Here is a 14,960-nt window from a genome sequence, read left to right on the forward strand (position 1 = left end):
TATCAGCTGATTCAGCCTTTGTGAATTGTTCCAGAAAGCCGATAAAACTTCAAAGAAATGTCACGAACATAAAAAACAGGAATTTTCCTAACCGAACCGACCGGTTATGTAATCTTCCGTCTGTTTGTTTTTTGGCTTGATGAAAATATTGTCAGTAGCACCAAACTCAATTAATTCCCCCATATACATGTAGGCAGTATAGTCTGAAACTCTGGCTGCCTGCTGCATGTTGTGGGTCACAATCAGAATCGTCACTTTATTTTTGATATCTGAAATCAATTCTTCGATGCTGGCAGTTGCGATTGGATCCAGTGCAGAAGTGGGTTCATCGAATAACAGAATTTCTGGATCGGTTGCCAGTGCACGGGCGATGCACAATCGTTGTTGCTGACCTCCTGAAAGGTTAAATGCGAGATCTCCCAGCCGATCTTTGACTTCTCCCCATAAGGCGGCATTACGTAGCGCATTTTCTACTCTTTCTTCCAGAATTGAGCGACGCTTGACGCCTCTTATCCTGAGACCATAGGCCACATTTTCAAAAATTGATTTGGGGAAGGGGTTGGGTTTTTGAAATACCATACTGATCCGCATTCTGACTTCGATTGGATCAACCTCTGGCGAGAGAATATTTTCATTGTCCGGATACAGGAGAATCTCACCTTCGTAATGGTTGTGCGGATAAAGATCATGCATGCGGTTAAAGCACCGCAGAAAAGTTGATTTGCCACAGCCTGATGGTCCGATCAAGGCGGTTACCTGTTTTTCATGGACCACCATATTAATATTTTTAAGTGCCTGATAACCTCCGTAATAGAAGTTCAGTTTATTAACCGCTGCCTTTTGAGTGGTTGGAGAAGCAGCATTGGCGAGTTTAAATATTTGCATAACTTTGATTTACCATTTGATTTTTTTACGCAGATGGTAGCGTAGATAGATAGCCAACCCGTTCATCAATAATGTCATGAGGACTAACACCAAGCCGGCTGCGGCAGCATTATGCTGGAAAGCTTCCTGGGGCCTTGAGATCCAGTTGAACATCTGGATGGGCATGACTGTAAACGGCTCCATCAGCCATTCAAAGGACAAAAACGGAAATTGATCCTGAACAGGGGATGGGGGCAGAAAAGCGATAAATGTCAGTGCGCCGATAGTAATGATTGGCGCTGTTTCTCCGATCGCCCGCGCCAGTCCGATAATGATACCAGTCAGAATGCCAGCGGCAGAATAAGGCACTACATGATCTGCAACCGTTTGCCACTTAGTTGCACCCAGCGCATAAGCCCCTTCACGAATGGTAACCGGGATGGATCGAATCGCTTCACGTGTTGCCACGATGACAATTGGCAGGATCAACAGCGCGAGCGTTAATCCGGCTGCAAGGATACTCTGCCCAAGTCCAAGCTGATAAACGAATAACCCCAGTGCCAGCAAGCCGTAAATGATGGAAGGCACCCCTGCCAGATTGGTAACATTAATTTCGATAATTTCAGTAATGAAATTTTTTGGCGCGTACTCCTCAAGATAGACGCCAGCTGCTACGCCGAGGGGAACAGCCGCTGCTGCCGTTACCAGCATGACCAGTGTCGTACCAACCCATGCAGAAAGAATTCCGGCAATTTCTGGTTTGCGAGATGGAAAAGAAGTAAAAAATTCCCAAGTCAGGCGAGGCATTCCGTCGATCACCATGTTGCCAAACAACGCAATAAATGTCAGAACAGCGATCATCAATGCGATGATACCTGCTACTAGCGCGAGCAGATCCCAGCGTTTGTGGCGAGCAATAATGGTGCGAATTTCATTAATATTGTCTGTGTTATTCATGGGGGTCAGTGAATTAAATCATTCTGCATGCACTATCCTGTCAGTATTCGGTAGCGACTGTAAATGAATCATGGCACATCAATAAACTTCTCGGAATCGTTTACGCAGCAGATGTCCCAGGATATTGAAAACCAGCGTTAACAAGAGCAGCGTCAATCCCGCAGCAAAAATGGTTTGATATCCTACGCTACCATGCGGCAGATCACCCAAGCTGACCTGCACGATGTAAGTGGTGATGGTCGCAGCGGGCTCCATGGGATTCCATACTAGATTCGGCTGCATACCTGCTGCGATTGCAACCACCATAGTTTCACCAACTGCGCGGGAAATACCAAGGATATAGGCGGCGGCAATGCCGGATAGTGAAGCGGGCATCACCACCTTGACAGCTGTTTGGAAGCGTGTAGCACCGATAGCATAGGAACCCTCTCGCAGATGCATGGGTACAGAACGCATGGCATCTTCCGTCATTGAGCTGACGTAGGGGATGATCATAATTCCCATCACCAGCCCTGCAGATAAAAGACTGAAACCCGGCAGATTCGGAAAGATGGTTTGCAGCATGGGAGTAACGAACAGTAACGCAAAATATCCGTAAACAACTGTTGGAATACCGCCGAGCAGCTCAAGGAATGGCTTGGCGATCTCCCTCACGAGAAAGGGGGCAAATTCTGAGAGATAAATAGCAATGATCGTGCCGAAAGGAAGGGCAATGGCAAGCGCGACCAGCGAACTGACGGCTGTTCCGGAAACGAGAGGGAGAATTCCGTAATGAGCATCGTCAAACAGCGGTGTCCATTGTGTATCGGTCAAAAAATCCCAGAGGGAAACATGCTCGAAAAATACCAGTGATTCTGAGATCAGCAGGTAAATAATCGCGAACGTAATAAAAACAGAAAAAAAAGCTGCCAGAAACAGCAGCAGCTCTATTATTCGCTCTTTCAGATGGCGTTTGTGATTGTGATGTAGACTTTTAGGTCGATGACTGACAGCTGGGGCAGGTACTCTGACCATGAAATAGTAAGCTGGTTATGTTGAAAAAATTTATTCTAGAAACCAATTATTACAATTTGATGAAAATATAAAAATGAAGAACAAAATAGCAGTTGATATACCAGCCGGTACTGCGAGTTACTTCGCTGGTGTATGACATCATATTCAGTTGTAAGCAGCTAAACCCGTAATAAGCTCAAGCCGATACAGCAAATAGCTACCTTGTTGGAAATTTGAAAGGAGTAAGTTTTATGACGCTGAAAAGCACCATAAAAGAATTTGCCGCTTTTCTGGGTAACCAGGAGTCAATTCTTGACAGGGATTATCCAAGGGTTGTGGATCAGAGCAGACTATTGTGGGGTTACGCAGAATTTTCTCTTTATCTGGAGAAATTGCTGGTTACAGAAAAAGGGCGCGATCGAGGCGGTTTTTCATTTGAAGTTATTCTGGAGCTGGATAAACTGAAAGAAATCCACGAACGTCGCTTTCCCCGAAAGAGCTGATTTATCGATCAGCCTGATTGCTGACAGTATCGAAAATGCTACCGGGTCGTCTCCGAAGAGGCAGCCCGGCAAGCGTTATAAAATATAAAAATACAGATTGCTTATAATTGAAATATCTCTATCAGAGGATCTTCAGTCGGCCTGTTTTCTGAGAAAGGCAGGAATATCCATCGGATCCATTCCTGCTTGCTGCATGGCAGTTACAGCAGCGTTGCTTCTTCTTCCGGTTCTCATTACAGCGGGCTCATCTACCTGATGAGAGGATACTCTGTCATCAGTACCGGTACGGGTATGGATGATGGTCATGGGTCTCTGGGATTGTTGGGAAATATTGCCAAGTCCTGTTGCAACGAGTGTGACACGCAGACTGTCACCCATATTTTCGTCAATAACCGTACCAACAATTACAGTTGCATCTTCAGCCGTCATTTTCTTGACAGTATCCATGACTTCCTGTACTTCACGCATTTTCATGGCTGAACTGGCGGTTATGTTGACCAACACTCCACGTGCTCCCGTTAGGGTGATTTCTTCAAGCAGTGGACTGGCAACGGCCTCTTCTGCGGCCATGCGTGCACGATCAACACCACCGGCAGCTGCAGAACCCATCATGGCCATACCCATTTCGGACATGACGGTTTTAACGTCTGCAAAGTCCACATTAACCAGTCCCGGGCAATTAATAACTTCCGCGATTCCTGCTACAGCACCATACAGCACATCATTTGCTGCCTTGAAGGCATCCAGCATGCTGATATCATTTCCCAGCACTTTCATCAGCTTGTCATTCGGAATAACAATCAATGAATCGACATGCTCTGCCAGTGCTTCCATTCCAGCCTGTGCTGCTTTCAGGCGTTTGCCCTCAAACGAGAAAGGTTTACTGACGACCGCAACGGTCAGAATGCCCATTTCCTTGGCAATCTGGGCTACGACCGGGGCAGCGCCTGTACCGGTGCCGCCCCCCATTCCTGCGGTAATGAACAGCATGTCGGCGCCCTGGACAATTTCAGCGATGCGATCACGATCTTCCAGCGCTGCTTCTTTACCAATCTCCGGGTTGGCCCCCGCACCCAGTCCCCGAGTGACATTGTTGCCAAGCTGTAACAGGGTTTGTGCACGATTTGCCTGGAGTGCCTGTGCATCAGTATTCATGCAAATAAATTCGACACCTTTAACCTCGTTACAAATCATGTGATCTACGGCATTGCCGCCACATCCGCCAATACCTATGACTTTGATGATAGCTTCCTGGGATTCGGTATTCGTGATCTCAAACATTACATTTCTCCTATTGCATAGTGAATTTTCAAACAATATTCCGTTGACAGAACATTTTTTAAATCTAATTTAGAAATTTTCCTGGAACCAGCTTTTCATTTTTGCCAAAATCTGTCTGGTGGAGCCGCTCTTCAGTTTTGCCTGGTGATGATGAAGATGATCTTCCATGCCTGCCATCACCAGGCCGATGGCAGTCGAGTATCTCGGTGTCTGCACAACTTCTTCCAGGCTGCCGTTATAAGCGGGTAACCCAAGTCGCACGGGCATATGAAAAATCTCTTCTCCCAGTTCAACCATGCCCAGCATGGAACTGCTGCCACCAGTGATGACAATCCCTGATGAAAGCAGCTGTTCGAAACCACTACGTCTCAATTCTGCCTGAATCAGCAGATAGAGCTCTTCTACGCGCGGCTCGATAACCTCGGCCAGGGTTTGTCGCGACAGCGGGCGAACGCCACGATTGCCCACATCCGGCACTTCAACCATCTCCCGGATATCAGCCAGCGTACGCAAAGCGGTGCCATAACGGCATTTGATATCCTCTGCATCTTTTGTCGGTGTGCGCAATGCCATGGCAATGTCATTGGTGATCTGATCGCCAGCCACTGGAATTACTGCGGTATGTCGTATGGAGCCATCTGTAAAAACAGCAATGTCAGTAGTCCCGCCGCCGATATCAACCAGGCATACCCCCAGATCTTTTTCATCTTCGGAAAGTACAGCTGTAGCCGAAGCCAGTGGCTGCAGGATAAGGTCCCGCACATCCAGTCCGCAACGATTGATGCATTTGGCAATATTCTGGGCGGCGGATACTGCTCCGGTTACGATGTGAACCTTAACTTCCAGCCGGATACCACTCATTCCGACTGGTTCGCGCACATCTTCCTGGCCGTCGATAATAAATTCCTGTTGCAGAATGTGCAGTATTTGCTGATCAGCCGGAATATTGACCGCCTTGGCAGTTTCCATTACTTTTTCCACATCCGCCTGGGTGACTTCTTTGTCTTTGATTGCCACCATGCCATGTGAATTAAAACTCTTGATATGGTTGCCGGCGATCCCGGCATACACATCACTAATCCGGCAACCCGCCATCAGTTCAACTTCCTCAAGCGCACGCTGAATGGCGTTGACGGTTGCTTCAATATTGACCACCACGCCTTTTTTCAGACCTCGCGAGGGATGGCTACCCAGACCAATAATCTCGAAGCCACCCTCAGGCTTGATTTCGGCGACAATAGCCACGATTTTCGATGTGCCGATATCAAGACCGACAATCATGTTCTTGCCTTCCTTGACTTTACTCATTTGAAAATCCCCCGATTTCATAGTTATGGTGCTCTGTTTGCCTTGAATTGAATACACAAACTCAGTGTATGCGAACAGCAAACCCGTTGGCATAACGCAAATCTACATAAGTGGAGTTGCCGTACCAATCCAGATTTTCGTTATATTGCGTATGAACTGCCACATAACGTTTCAAACGTTGTTCCATCTGTTTCCTTCCCAATTTAAGCCAGGTTCCAGTGTTCAGTCGTACGTGCCATGCATGCCGTGGTGTCAGAGCGATCTCCGTGACCGTGTACCCGGTCGGCTGCAGTAGCTTGTTGAAAATATGATACTGGCGTGTAATCAAATGATTGCTTTTATCAGGGCCTGTGAATACCGGAAGACGTGCATTATCCATAATCGCGTGAAATATTTCTCCATTCGTATTGACCAGTGCTGCCTCTCCCCAAGATGCAAGCGGTTTATGCTCTTCGAGTAATATGTCCAATGCAGGTGGCCAATCGCGCGAAATTTTAACTGAACGTACCCATGGCAGCTCCATGAAAGCTTTTTGTAAAATCTTCAGGTCGATCATTATAAAATTACCATTCACCGAGTTGTGTATGACCTGTTCAATCTGATCCCGGGTGATATGTGCCAGACGTATATTGTTTGTCTGGCTCTTGTCCACAGCCTCTACCCGAACCTCCCGTAATGAAAAAAACGGCAATGCCAGCACCCTGATTCCTACTGCATAGATCATGGCCAGAAGAACGCCTGTCAGCAGTATGTTTGCTAGAAGATTTAAGGATTGATGATCGTTCCACATATGTCCTGGTTACAGTATCAATTTGCCCTGATCACCTTGATCTGGATTTCTATCTTTAAGCATACTCACAACTCAACTCCAGAATTTGTATAACAAGTTCATCAAAGGAAATACCTGCAGCCTGTGCCGCCATCGGTACAAGACTGTGATTAGTCATTCCTGGCGAAGTATTGGCCTCAAGGAAAAAAGGCTGGCCATTTTTATCCAGAATCAGATCCACTCTGCTCCAGCCGGTACATCCCAGTATCCGATGAGCATATAAAGCCTGTTCCTGTATGCGGGTTGTCAATATTTTCGACAAACCGCTTGGGCAAGTGTAGCGTGTGCTTTCAGAAAAATATTTAGCCTGATAATCATATAGACCTTCTGTCACATCGATTCGTACCAGCGGAAGAGGCACATCATCCAGAATGGCTGCTGTCAGCTCGATTCCCTGAATAAACTGCTCTGCTATTACAAGCGAATCGTGTTGTGCGGCAGTCTGATAGGCGGATTGCATATCTTGCGCGTAATCCACTTTGTTCAATCCGATGGTTGAGCCTTCCCGGGCAGGTTTTATGATGAGCGGTAATCCCAGCCTGTCAGTCACTTCCTGGAAATTGCTGTCAGCATCTAGCATGACGTAGTCAGGTGTGCTGATGCCTGCCGCCTGCCAGATCATTTTTGTGCGCCATTTATCCATTGCTAGTGCGCTGGCGAGTATGCCGCTGCCGGTATAAGGCAGATCCATCAGCTCCAGTGCCCCCTGAACAGAGCCATCTTCACCATAACGACCATGCAGCGCAATAAATGCCCGATCAAAGCCCTGTTTTAAAAGATCTTCCAGAGGTTGGCCGACCGGATCAAATGCATGCGCATCAACCTGGCTTCGCTGTAATGCTGCCAGTACGGCATGGCCGCTTTTAAGTGAGATTTCACGTTCAGCGGAACGTCCACCCAGCAATACAGCTACTTTCCCAAGGTCACGAATGTTCATAGCTCGTTTCCTTTGTGCTGTCCGATAATGCGTACTTCCGTGACCAGCCTGATCTCGGTTTTCTTGTAAACGATATCTTGCACAGTATTAATCACTGTCTCGATTTCAGTAGCAGTAGCGTGTCCGCAGTTAATAATAAAATTGGCATGTAACGTAGAAATCATGGCATCACCGATCCGAAATCCCTTCAGACCACATTGCTCAACTAACCGGGCGGCATAATCTCCTGGCGGATTGCGAAAAACCGATCCTGCGCTGGGAAATCCCAAGGGTTGCGTTTTGATACGTGTACCAAGCAATGCTTTGACCGCCTGACGGGAAGATTCCTGCTGACCAGGGCGAAGTCTGAACCAGCCGCCGACAAACCAGCTGCAAGATGTATCGGGCGGCACGACTTCATGCAATTCGACCTGACGGTAGCCGATACGGTAATCCTCAGGTGTTCGCTCATGCAATGTACCGTCGCGATCAATGGTTTTGACCCGCTCTACCCGTTCCCATGTTTCAGAGCCGTAACACCCTGCGTTCATCGCCAGTGCGCCGCCGACCGTACCGGGAATGCCGGCCAGAAATTCCGCACCGGCCAGGTTATGTAATGAAGCAAACCTGGCCAGCTTGGCGCAGGGTACCCCCGCTCCGGCATAAATCAGGCCACCATCCTCCTCTTGTTCAACCAGCAGCAGGTCATTAAGTTTTGCATGCAATGCAATCATTACTCCCGGTAGTCCACCATCCCGAACCAGAAAATTACTACCAAGGCCAATCATCATGACGGGTTCATCTTTCGGCCAGAAGTGTAAAAATACAGCCAGATCTTCCAGATCTGCCGGTTGGTAAAAATAGGCAGCGTGTCCACCGGCGCGCCAGGAAACATGCTGCTTCATGGGTTCATGTTGACGTAATTCGCCGCGTAGCAGATGTGTGTCGATACCGAGTGCAGGAGACTGCAAGCTCGGAGCATTTATATCGACTGGCAGTCGGGCTTTTGTCTGCATGTTTTTCAATCAACCTGTTATCAGTGTCAGCTTCATCGTTGGCTCTGCCAGGCCAGGTGCGATTTTTCCAATGGATCCGGCCCCCATAATGAGAACTACGTCACCCTCCTGTACAACGGTATGAACGGCGGATTTCAGCTCGTTGATGTGCTCAATATAAATAGGCTCAATCTTTCCCTGCACCCGGATCGCCCGGACCAGAGATTTGCTGTCGGCAGCAATGATTGGTTCTTCCCCGGCTGAATATATTTCTGTCAGCAGCAGTGCATCCGCACTGGATAACACCCGGACAAAATCCTCGAATAAATCCCGTGTACGACTGTAGCGATGTGGTTGAAACACCAAAACCAGGCGACGACCGGGAAAAGCATTGCGGGCAGCTGCCATCGTGGCAGCGATTTCAGCCGGATGATGGCCATAATCATCAATGAGGGTAAAAGATCTTCGATCCGGCAAACGGATTTCACCATACTGCTGAAATCGTCTATCGACTCCGCCGAAGGTAGCCAGCGCTTTTACCATTGCTTCATCCGGTATATTCAGTTCATTGCCAACCGCAATGGCTGCCAGCGCATTGAGTACATTGTGTTTGCCTGGCAGATTTAATGTGATGTCTAGTGTTCGTGCCGAGCCATTGACACCAATATGGGCACAGAAATGCATCTTGCATTGATCGTGGCGAATATCGGTGGCACGTATTTGTGCATTTTCAGATGTAATCCCATACGTGGTTACTTGCTTGGAAACCATTGGTATGATGGCGCTTACATGCGGATCATCTGCACAAAGTACTGCCATGCCATAAAAAGGCAGGTGTTCGATGAATTCGACAAAAGTCTGTTTGAGCCGGTTGAAATCATGTTCGTACGTGCTCATGTGATCTGCATCGATATTGGTCACCACGGTCAACACTGGTTGCAGATAGAGGAACGAAGCATCGGATTCATCCGCCTCAACTACAATGAATTCTCCTTTGCCCAGCCTGGCGTGGCTATCGACTGTTTTAAGTCTGCCGCCTATTACAAACGTTGGATCTTGGCCTGCTTCCGCCAGAATACTGGCAACCAGGCTTGTGGTAGTGGTTTTACCGTGAGTGCCTGCGATTGCAATACCCTGGTGCAGACGTAACAACTCAGCTAGCATCATGGCCCGAGGTACCACGGGTATACGGCGTTCACGTGCTGCAATAACTTCCGGGTTATCAGGCTGGATAGCTGTTGAAATGACGACGGCATCTGCAGATTGGATGTTTTCAGCCGCGTGGGTATGATGAATGACAGCACCCAGGCATTGCAGACGTTTGGTGGTCGAATTGCCATTCAGATCCGAGCCGCTGATCTGGAAGCCTTGATTGATCAGCACCTCAGCAATCCCGCCCATTCCCGAACCACCAATCCCTACAAAATGAATATGCTTGATTTTATGTTTCATGGGCCTGTCTCAATAAGTTGTTGACAAACTGTGACTACGCTTTGTGCAGCTTCAGGCATGGCCAGCATGCGTGCATTGATTGCCATTGTTTGCAGTTGTGTGCGTGTACAAGTCATCAGCCATTGTGCAAGTGAGTTTGCGGTCAGTTCGGATTGAGGCCATAAAACAGCAGCATGGTGTTCACTCAAAAATCGCGCATTAGCCGTCTGATGATCATCCACTGCGTAGGGGTAAGGCACCAGAATACTGGCTACTCCTGCCGCAGCCAGTTCAGCAATCGTTAGCGCGCCAGCGCGACAAACTACCAGATCACAATTCTGGTAATACACAGCCATATCCTCAATGAATGCGACCAGATTACCTGTGACACCATGCTCAGCGTAAGCTTGCTGCAACGCAGCCAGATGAACTTTTCCGGACTGGTGGGTAACAAATGGCCGCTGATTTCCAGGAATCATGCTCAAAGCCTGTGGCAGCACGGTATTTAATGCCTGTGCACCAAGGCTGCCGCCCACCACCAGGATGTTCAGCTTGCCTGCCCGTTTTGCATAACGCACTTCCGGTGACGGGAGCTGCGCGATCTCTGTTCGTACCGGATTGCCGGTAACCTGAATCTTGCCTGCCTGGTCCGTGATGGTACCGGGAAATGCCAGCAGGATACGGCTGGCAATTTTTGCCAGTATTTTATTGGTTAGTCCCGCGATTCTGTTTTGCTCATGAATCAGCAACGGCTTGCCAGACAAAACAGCCATTATCCCTCCAGGAAGCGCCGGGTAACCTCCCATCCCGAGTACAATCTGCGGGCGTTGGCGACGCAATATGCAGAAACTTTGCCAGCAGGCTTTTGCCAATCTCCAGGGGAGCAACAAATAGCTGACCGGTTTTTTGCCGCGCAGCCCGGAAAAATTGATCAGCTCAATAGTAAAACCATGTTGTGGTACCAATGTGGCCTCCATGCCATTACGAGTACCCAGCCAGATAACTCGCCAGCCCTCAGCCTGCATGGCACGAGCTACCGCAAGCCCCGGAAATACATGTCCACCGGTTCCCCCTGCCATGATCATGATTGTGCGGGACAAGCTGTGAACTCCACATGTGGTGTATGCCATGGACCGGATTGCAGGTGTTTATTCATACATTTAGCCCTCTGCGTTTTTGCCGATTTTCCCAATCAATCCGCAGCAATATGGCAATTGCAATACTGTTGATAACGATACTGCTGCCGCCATAGCTCATGAATGGCAATGTCAAGCCTTTGGTAGGAAGCAGGCCCATGTTTACGCCCATGTTGATGAAAGCCTGAAAACCCAGCCAGACCCCGATACCTTGCGCGACCAGTGCCCCGAATTGATCTCCCTGGGTGGCTGCCGCACGGCCGATTCTGAATGTGCGGATTAACAGAAAGAAAAACAGCGCTATAACAGTGGCCACGCCTGCAAAACCAAGTTCTTCGGCCAGTACGGCAAACATGAAATCAGTGTGGGCCTCGGGCAGATAATTTAATTTTTCTACACTGCCTCCAAGCCCCACTCCCCACCATTCACCAAGCCCGAACGCGATTAGTGCATGGGTGAGCTGGTAGCCTTTATTGAATGGATCATTCCAGGGATCAAAAATAGCGTTGATCCGATCCATACGATAAGGCTCAAATATAATCAGCAGAATTAGCGGGATTGGTATCAGGCATAACAGCCCCAGAAACATTTTCAGGCTCATTCCGTTGATAAACATGATGGATAGCACGATGGCAGCTATGATCACTGCAGCCCCCAGATCCGGTTCCATCAGCAAAAGTAGGGAAACAATAGCCAGTAATGTAAGGATGGGCAGAAAACCTTTGAAAAAGTGATCCTTGTAAGCGGTTTTGCGTACAACGTAATCTGCTGTAAAAATCAAAATGAGTAACTTCATCAGCTCGGAAGGCTGGAAATTAAATATCACCAGAGGCAGCCAGCGACGGCTGCCATTGATTTCAAGGCCGATACCCGGGATCAGCACTACGGTCAGCAGTACAATACCTATTGCAAGCAGATAGTGAGAATAAGTTTGCCACTGGCGTAACGAGACCTGGAAAGCGACCATCCCGGCAAATATTCCCAATAGGATAGAAAGAGCTTGCCGGACAAGAAAATAATAAGTACCGCCCTCACCATATTTTGATTCGGCGATCGCAATCGAGGCGGAATACACCATGACCAGTCCTAGGCCCAGCAACAGCAGAACAGCTGAAAGCAGATGCAGATCTAGTTCGGGCTGGATTGGCTGATTATGTGTAGTGGATGGACTTATCATACGGTTAGTGACATGTCTGTGCCGTGAGTATAAATTTGTGTTCGATTCCCTGGACAGCGGTCGTAAAAACCTCAGCGCGATGGATGTAGTTGTTGAACATATCAAGACTGGCACAGGCCGGGGAGAGTAGAACGCTATCGCCACGCTCTGCCAGCAAAAAACTTACCCGGACAGCCTCATCCATAGTTGCCACGCGATGTACCGGTACATTGCAGCCCTGAATTGCCTGTGAAATTTTCTCGGCATCTCTTCCCAGCAGTACAACACCGCGTGTATGTTTGCTGACAGGCTGTTCCAGAGGTGAGAAATCCTGCCCTTTGCCATCTCCGCCTGCAATCAGAATCACGTTTTTTCGGAAACCATTCAGTGCGGCAACGGCGGAGCCCACGTTGGTGCTTTTGGAATCATCATAAAAAGTCACGCCATTGAACTCGGCAATCTTCTGCATGCGATGCGGCAATCCCTTGAAGATGTGCAAAGCATGCAACAACGGTTCAAAAGGTAGATCAATGGCCCGACATAATGCCAGTGCCGCCAGTGCGTTGGCCGCGTTATGCAATCCCGCGACAGCAAGTTCGCTGACTTTCATCAAGCGAGTGGTGCCCTGTGCCAACCACAAATCTGATCCACTGGGTAACACACCGAATTCATCGTCGAATGCCGGTGCGGACAAACCAAAAGTTAATTGTTTGCTGTTTTCGTGAGCCATGGCGTATACCCGGGCATCTTCCCGGTTGAGTACCTGCACACAACTGTTATGTGGATCGGGAAATATCCTTGCTTTTGCGGCTGCGTATTCCTCGATAATGCGGTAGCGGTCCAGATGATCTTCGCTGAGGTTTAATACGACGGCAGCATTGGGACGTAAACTGCTGGTGGTTTCTAGCTGAAAACTTGACAGCTCAAGTACCCATAAATGCGGCCATTTTCCTGTATCTATTCGCTGCATCAGCGCATCCAGCGCCGCCAGGCCGATGTTACCCGCTACTTCAACATCCCATCCGGTATTCCTTGCCATTTCACCTACCATGGTGGCAACAGTGGTTTTCCCATTAGATCCGGTAATTGCCAGAATTTTCGTACCCGGTGGCGCGTGCTGATCAAGTGCAATGGCGAACAGCTCGATATCTCCTATTACTGATACGCCCTGTTGCAATGCAGCCTGCACCAGTGGCTCGGCAATTGCCACGCCGGGGCTGATAGCAATTGCATCAATGTCCTTGAACAGCTCTGCCTTGAATGGACCACAGAAAATCGTTTCAAGCGGCACTATCTGACTCAGCAGCTCAAGATTCGGCGGGGTGGTACGTGTATCGGCTACGGACACCCGAGCTCCGGCACGGGAAAGCCACTTGACCATGGAGATGCCGGTTTTACCCATACCCAGAACCAATATTTTTTTGTCGGCGTAATTCATCGTAGTTTCAGTGTTGATAAGCCGATCAGCACCAGAATGATGGTAATAATCCAGAATCTCACTACAACCTGGTTTTCCTTCCATCCCTTGAGCTCGTAATGATGATGCAACGGTGCCATGCGGAAAACACGCCGGCCGAATAACTTGAAGGAGGCGACCTGGATCATGACCGATAATGCCTCCATGACGAATACCCCTCCCATGATGACCAGTACTATTTCCTGGCGAACAATGACCGTTATCACTCCCAATGCTGCTCCTAGCGCCAGGGCACCAACATCGCCCATAAACACTTCCGCCGGATTGGCGTTAAACCATAAAAATGCCAGACCGGCGCCAGCCAGCGCACCACAGAAAACAGCCAGTTCACCTGCGCTGGGAATATGTGGAATACCAAGATATTTGGCAAATATGGCGTGGCCGGCAACATAGGCAAAGATGGCCAGCGCGCCACTGATCATGACCGTGGGCATAATAGCCAGGCCATCCAATCCGTCCGTCAGGTTGACTGCATTACTGCTGCCAACGATAACCAGATAGGTCAAAATGATGAACAGAAATGATCCCAATGGGATGGCGACTTCCTTGAAAAACGGTACGATCATATCAGTGTGCTGAGGAAGTTCAGCCGTCATGGCAAGATATACTGCGACCAGCAACGCAATGATTGATTGCCAAAAAAACTTGGCTGAAGCCGGAAGTCCTTTGGAATTATGCTGTACGACCTTGCGATAATCATCCACCCAGCCAATTGCACCAAAACCCAAGGTTGTCAGTAGTACGAGCCAGATATAACGATTACTCAAATCTGCCCACAGCAGTGTCGTAATGATAACTGCCATCAGAATTAGTGCGCCACCCATGGTCGGAGTGCCCGCCTTTGTCAGGTGAGATTGGGGACCATCACTACGCACGGACTGGCCAACTTTACGCGTAGTCAGGCTGCGTATCATGGCCGGACCGATCAAAAAGGAGATGCTCAATGCAGTCAGCGCTGCCAGCATGGTACGTAGCGTGATGTAACTGAATACATTGAAAGCTCGGATATCTTCCGCAATCCATTGAAAAAGCGCCAATAACATTTTACGGTTCCCGTTGCAATGTCCGGTCGCAGACACAAAAAACAGTTTTAATCAGAGGATCTACCTTGTTC

At 48.7% G+C, this 14,960-nt stretch carries 14 protein-coding genes; 1 reads left to right on the top strand and 13 read right to left on the bottom strand.

Features of this window, described 5'->3' with window-relative positions; genetic code table 11:
* Positions 1-87 precede the first annotated feature (87 nt).
* From pstB to pstC, 3 genes are all read right to left on the bottom strand, one after another.
* Positions 88-885 (bottom strand): phosphate ABC transporter ATP-binding protein PstB, encoded by a 798-nt coding sequence (pstB, locus tag C8R14_RS04355; RefSeq protein ID WP_011633364.1) that lies wholly within the window; start codon positions 883-885, stop codon positions 88-90.
* Positions 886-894: 9 nt separating this feature from the next.
* Positions 895-1,821, bottom strand: coding sequence for a phosphate ABC transporter permease PstA (pstA, locus tag C8R14_RS04360; RefSeq protein ID WP_011633365.1), 927 nt, complete (start codon positions 1,819-1,821; stop codon positions 895-897).
* 78 nt (positions 1,822-1,899) lie between these two features.
* On the bottom strand, positions 1,900-2,835 hold the full coding sequence (pstC, locus tag C8R14_RS04365; RefSeq protein ID WP_011633366.1) for a phosphate ABC transporter permease subunit PstC: 936 nt from the start codon (positions 2,833-2,835) through the stop codon (positions 1,900-1,902).
* 230 nt (positions 2,836-3,065) lie between these two features.
* Between pstC and C8R14_RS04370 the strand changes: the two genes are divergently transcribed.
* Complete coding sequence (locus C8R14_RS04370) at positions 3,066-3,317, top strand: hypothetical protein (protein ID WP_011633367.1); 252 nt, start codon at positions 3,066-3,068, stop codon at positions 3,315-3,317.
* A gap of 132 nt (positions 3,318-3,449) precedes the next feature.
* Here the strand turns inward: C8R14_RS04370 and ftsZ are convergent, their stop codons facing one another.
* The 10 genes from ftsZ to mraY all read right to left on the bottom strand — a co-directional run bounded on the left by ftsZ (position 3,450) and on the right by mraY (position 14,889).
* On the bottom strand, positions 3,450-4,598 hold the full coding sequence (gene ftsZ / locus C8R14_RS04375) for a cell division protein FtsZ (RefSeq protein ID WP_011633368.1): 1,149 nt from the start codon (positions 4,596-4,598) through the stop codon (positions 3,450-3,452).
* 69 nt (positions 4,599-4,667) lie between these two features.
* On the bottom strand, positions 4,668-5,906 hold the full coding sequence (gene ftsA / locus C8R14_RS04380) for a cell division protein FtsA (RefSeq protein ID WP_011633369.1): 1,239 nt from the start codon (positions 5,904-5,906) through the stop codon (positions 4,668-4,670).
* A gap of 61 nt (positions 5,907-5,967) precedes the next feature.
* Positions 5,968-6,696 (bottom strand): cell division protein FtsQ/DivIB, encoded by a 729-nt coding sequence (locus C8R14_RS04385; protein WP_011633370.1) that lies wholly within the window; start codon positions 6,694-6,696, stop codon positions 5,968-5,970.
* Positions 6,697-6,751: 55 nt separating this feature from the next.
* The gene (locus C8R14_RS04390) at positions 6,752-7,672 is read right to left on the bottom strand and encodes a D-alanine--D-alanine ligase (protein ID WP_011633371.1); all 921 of its coding nucleotides are present in this window, start codon (positions 7,670-7,672) and stop codon (positions 6,752-6,754) included.
* Entirely contained in the window at positions 7,669-8,667 is a 999-nt protein-coding gene (gene murB, locus C8R14_RS04395; RefSeq protein WP_011633372.1) for a UDP-N-acetylmuramate dehydrogenase, read from the bottom strand. The genes C8R14_RS04390 and murB overlap by 4 nt, the downstream gene beginning before the upstream one ends.
* A gap of 9 nt (positions 8,668-8,676) precedes the next feature.
* On the bottom strand, positions 8,677-10,098 hold the full coding sequence (gene murC, locus C8R14_RS04400) for a UDP-N-acetylmuramate--L-alanine ligase (RefSeq protein ID WP_011633373.1): 1,422 nt from the start codon (positions 10,096-10,098) through the stop codon (positions 8,677-8,679).
* Positions 10,095-11,207: an undecaprenyldiphospho-muramoylpentapeptide beta-N-acetylglucosaminyltransferase gene (murG, locus tag C8R14_RS04405; RefSeq protein ID WP_011633374.1), complete on the bottom strand. Its 1,113-nt coding sequence runs from the start codon at positions 11,205-11,207 to the stop codon at positions 10,095-10,097. The genes murC and murG overlap by 4 nt, the downstream gene beginning before the upstream one ends.
* Positions 11,208-11,229: 22 nt before the next feature.
* Positions 11,230-12,390 carry a putative lipid II flippase FtsW gene (gene ftsW / locus C8R14_RS04410; RefSeq protein WP_011633375.1) on the bottom strand — a complete coding sequence of 387 codons (1,161 nt, stop codon included), beginning with the start codon at positions 12,388-12,390 and terminating at the stop codon, positions 11,230-11,232.
* A gap of 4 nt (positions 12,391-12,394) precedes the next feature.
* On the bottom strand, positions 12,395-13,807 hold the full coding sequence (gene murD, locus C8R14_RS04415) for a UDP-N-acetylmuramoyl-L-alanine--D-glutamate ligase (RefSeq protein ID WP_011633376.1): 1,413 nt from the start codon (positions 13,805-13,807) through the stop codon (positions 12,395-12,397).
* On the bottom strand, positions 13,804-14,889 hold the full coding sequence (gene mraY, locus C8R14_RS04420; protein ID WP_011633377.1) for a phospho-N-acetylmuramoyl-pentapeptide-transferase: 1,086 nt from the start codon (positions 14,887-14,889) through the stop codon (positions 13,804-13,806). Before mraY ends, murD begins: the two co-directional genes overlap by 4 nt.
* Positions 14,890-14,960: the final 71 nt, after the last annotated feature.

This window comes from Nitrosomonas eutropha (genome assembly GCF_003201195.1).
GTDB classification, from domain to species: domain Bacteria; phylum Pseudomonadota; class Gammaproteobacteria; order Burkholderiales; family Nitrosomonadaceae; genus Nitrosomonas; species Nitrosomonas eutropha.

What these genes read in the sequence shown, in the direction of transcription:
- murB (WP_011633372.1), bottom strand. Translation starts at nt 8,667, where the DNA reads ATGCAGACAAAAGCCCGACTGCCAGTCGATATAAATGCTCCGAGCTTG.
- ftsW (WP_011633375.1), bottom strand. Translation starts at nt 12,390, where the DNA reads ATGATAAGTCCATCCACTACACATAATCAGCCAATCCAGCCCGAACTA.
- pstB (WP_011633364.1), bottom strand. Translation starts at nt 885, where the DNA reads ATGCAAATATTTAAACTCGCCAATGCTGCTTCTCCAACCACTCAAAAG.
- ftsZ (WP_011633368.1), bottom strand. Translation starts at nt 4,598, where the DNA reads ATGTTTGAGATCACGAATACCGAATCCCAGGAAGCTATCATCAAAGTC.
- C8R14_RS04370 (WP_011633367.1), top strand. Translation starts at nt 3,066, where the DNA reads ATGACGCTGAAAAGCACCATAAAAGAATTTGCCGCTTTTCTGGGTAAC.
- mraY (WP_011633377.1), bottom strand. Translation starts at nt 14,889, where the DNA reads ATGTTATTGGCGCTTTTTCAATGGATTGCGGAAGATATCCGAGCTTTC.
- pstC (WP_011633366.1), bottom strand. Translation starts at nt 2,835, where the DNA reads ATGGTCAGAGTACCTGCCCCAGCTGTCAGTCATCGACCTAAAAGTCTA.
- ftsA (WP_011633369.1), bottom strand. Translation starts at nt 5,906, where the DNA reads ATGAGTAAAGTCAAGGAAGGCAAGAACATGATTGTCGGTCTTGATATC.
- murC (WP_011633373.1), bottom strand. Translation starts at nt 10,098, where the DNA reads ATGAAACATAAAATCAAGCATATTCATTTTGTAGGGATTGGTGGTTCG.
- C8R14_RS04390 (WP_011633371.1), bottom strand. Translation starts at nt 7,672, where the DNA reads ATGAACATTCGTGACCTTGGGAAAGTAGCTGTATTGCTGGGTGGACGT.
- murD (WP_011633376.1), bottom strand. Translation starts at nt 13,807, where the DNA reads ATGAATTACGCCGACAAAAAAATATTGGTTCTGGGTATGGGTAAAACC.
- pstA (WP_011633365.1), bottom strand. Translation starts at nt 1,821, where the DNA reads ATGAATAACACAGACAATATTAATGAAATTCGCACCATTATTGCTCGC.
- murG (WP_011633374.1), bottom strand. Translation starts at nt 11,207, where the DNA reads ATGGCATACACCACATGTGGAGTTCACAGCTTGTCCCGCACAATCATG.
- C8R14_RS04385 (WP_011633370.1), bottom strand. Translation starts at nt 6,696, where the DNA reads ATGTGGAACGATCATCAATCCTTAAATCTTCTAGCAAACATACTGCTG.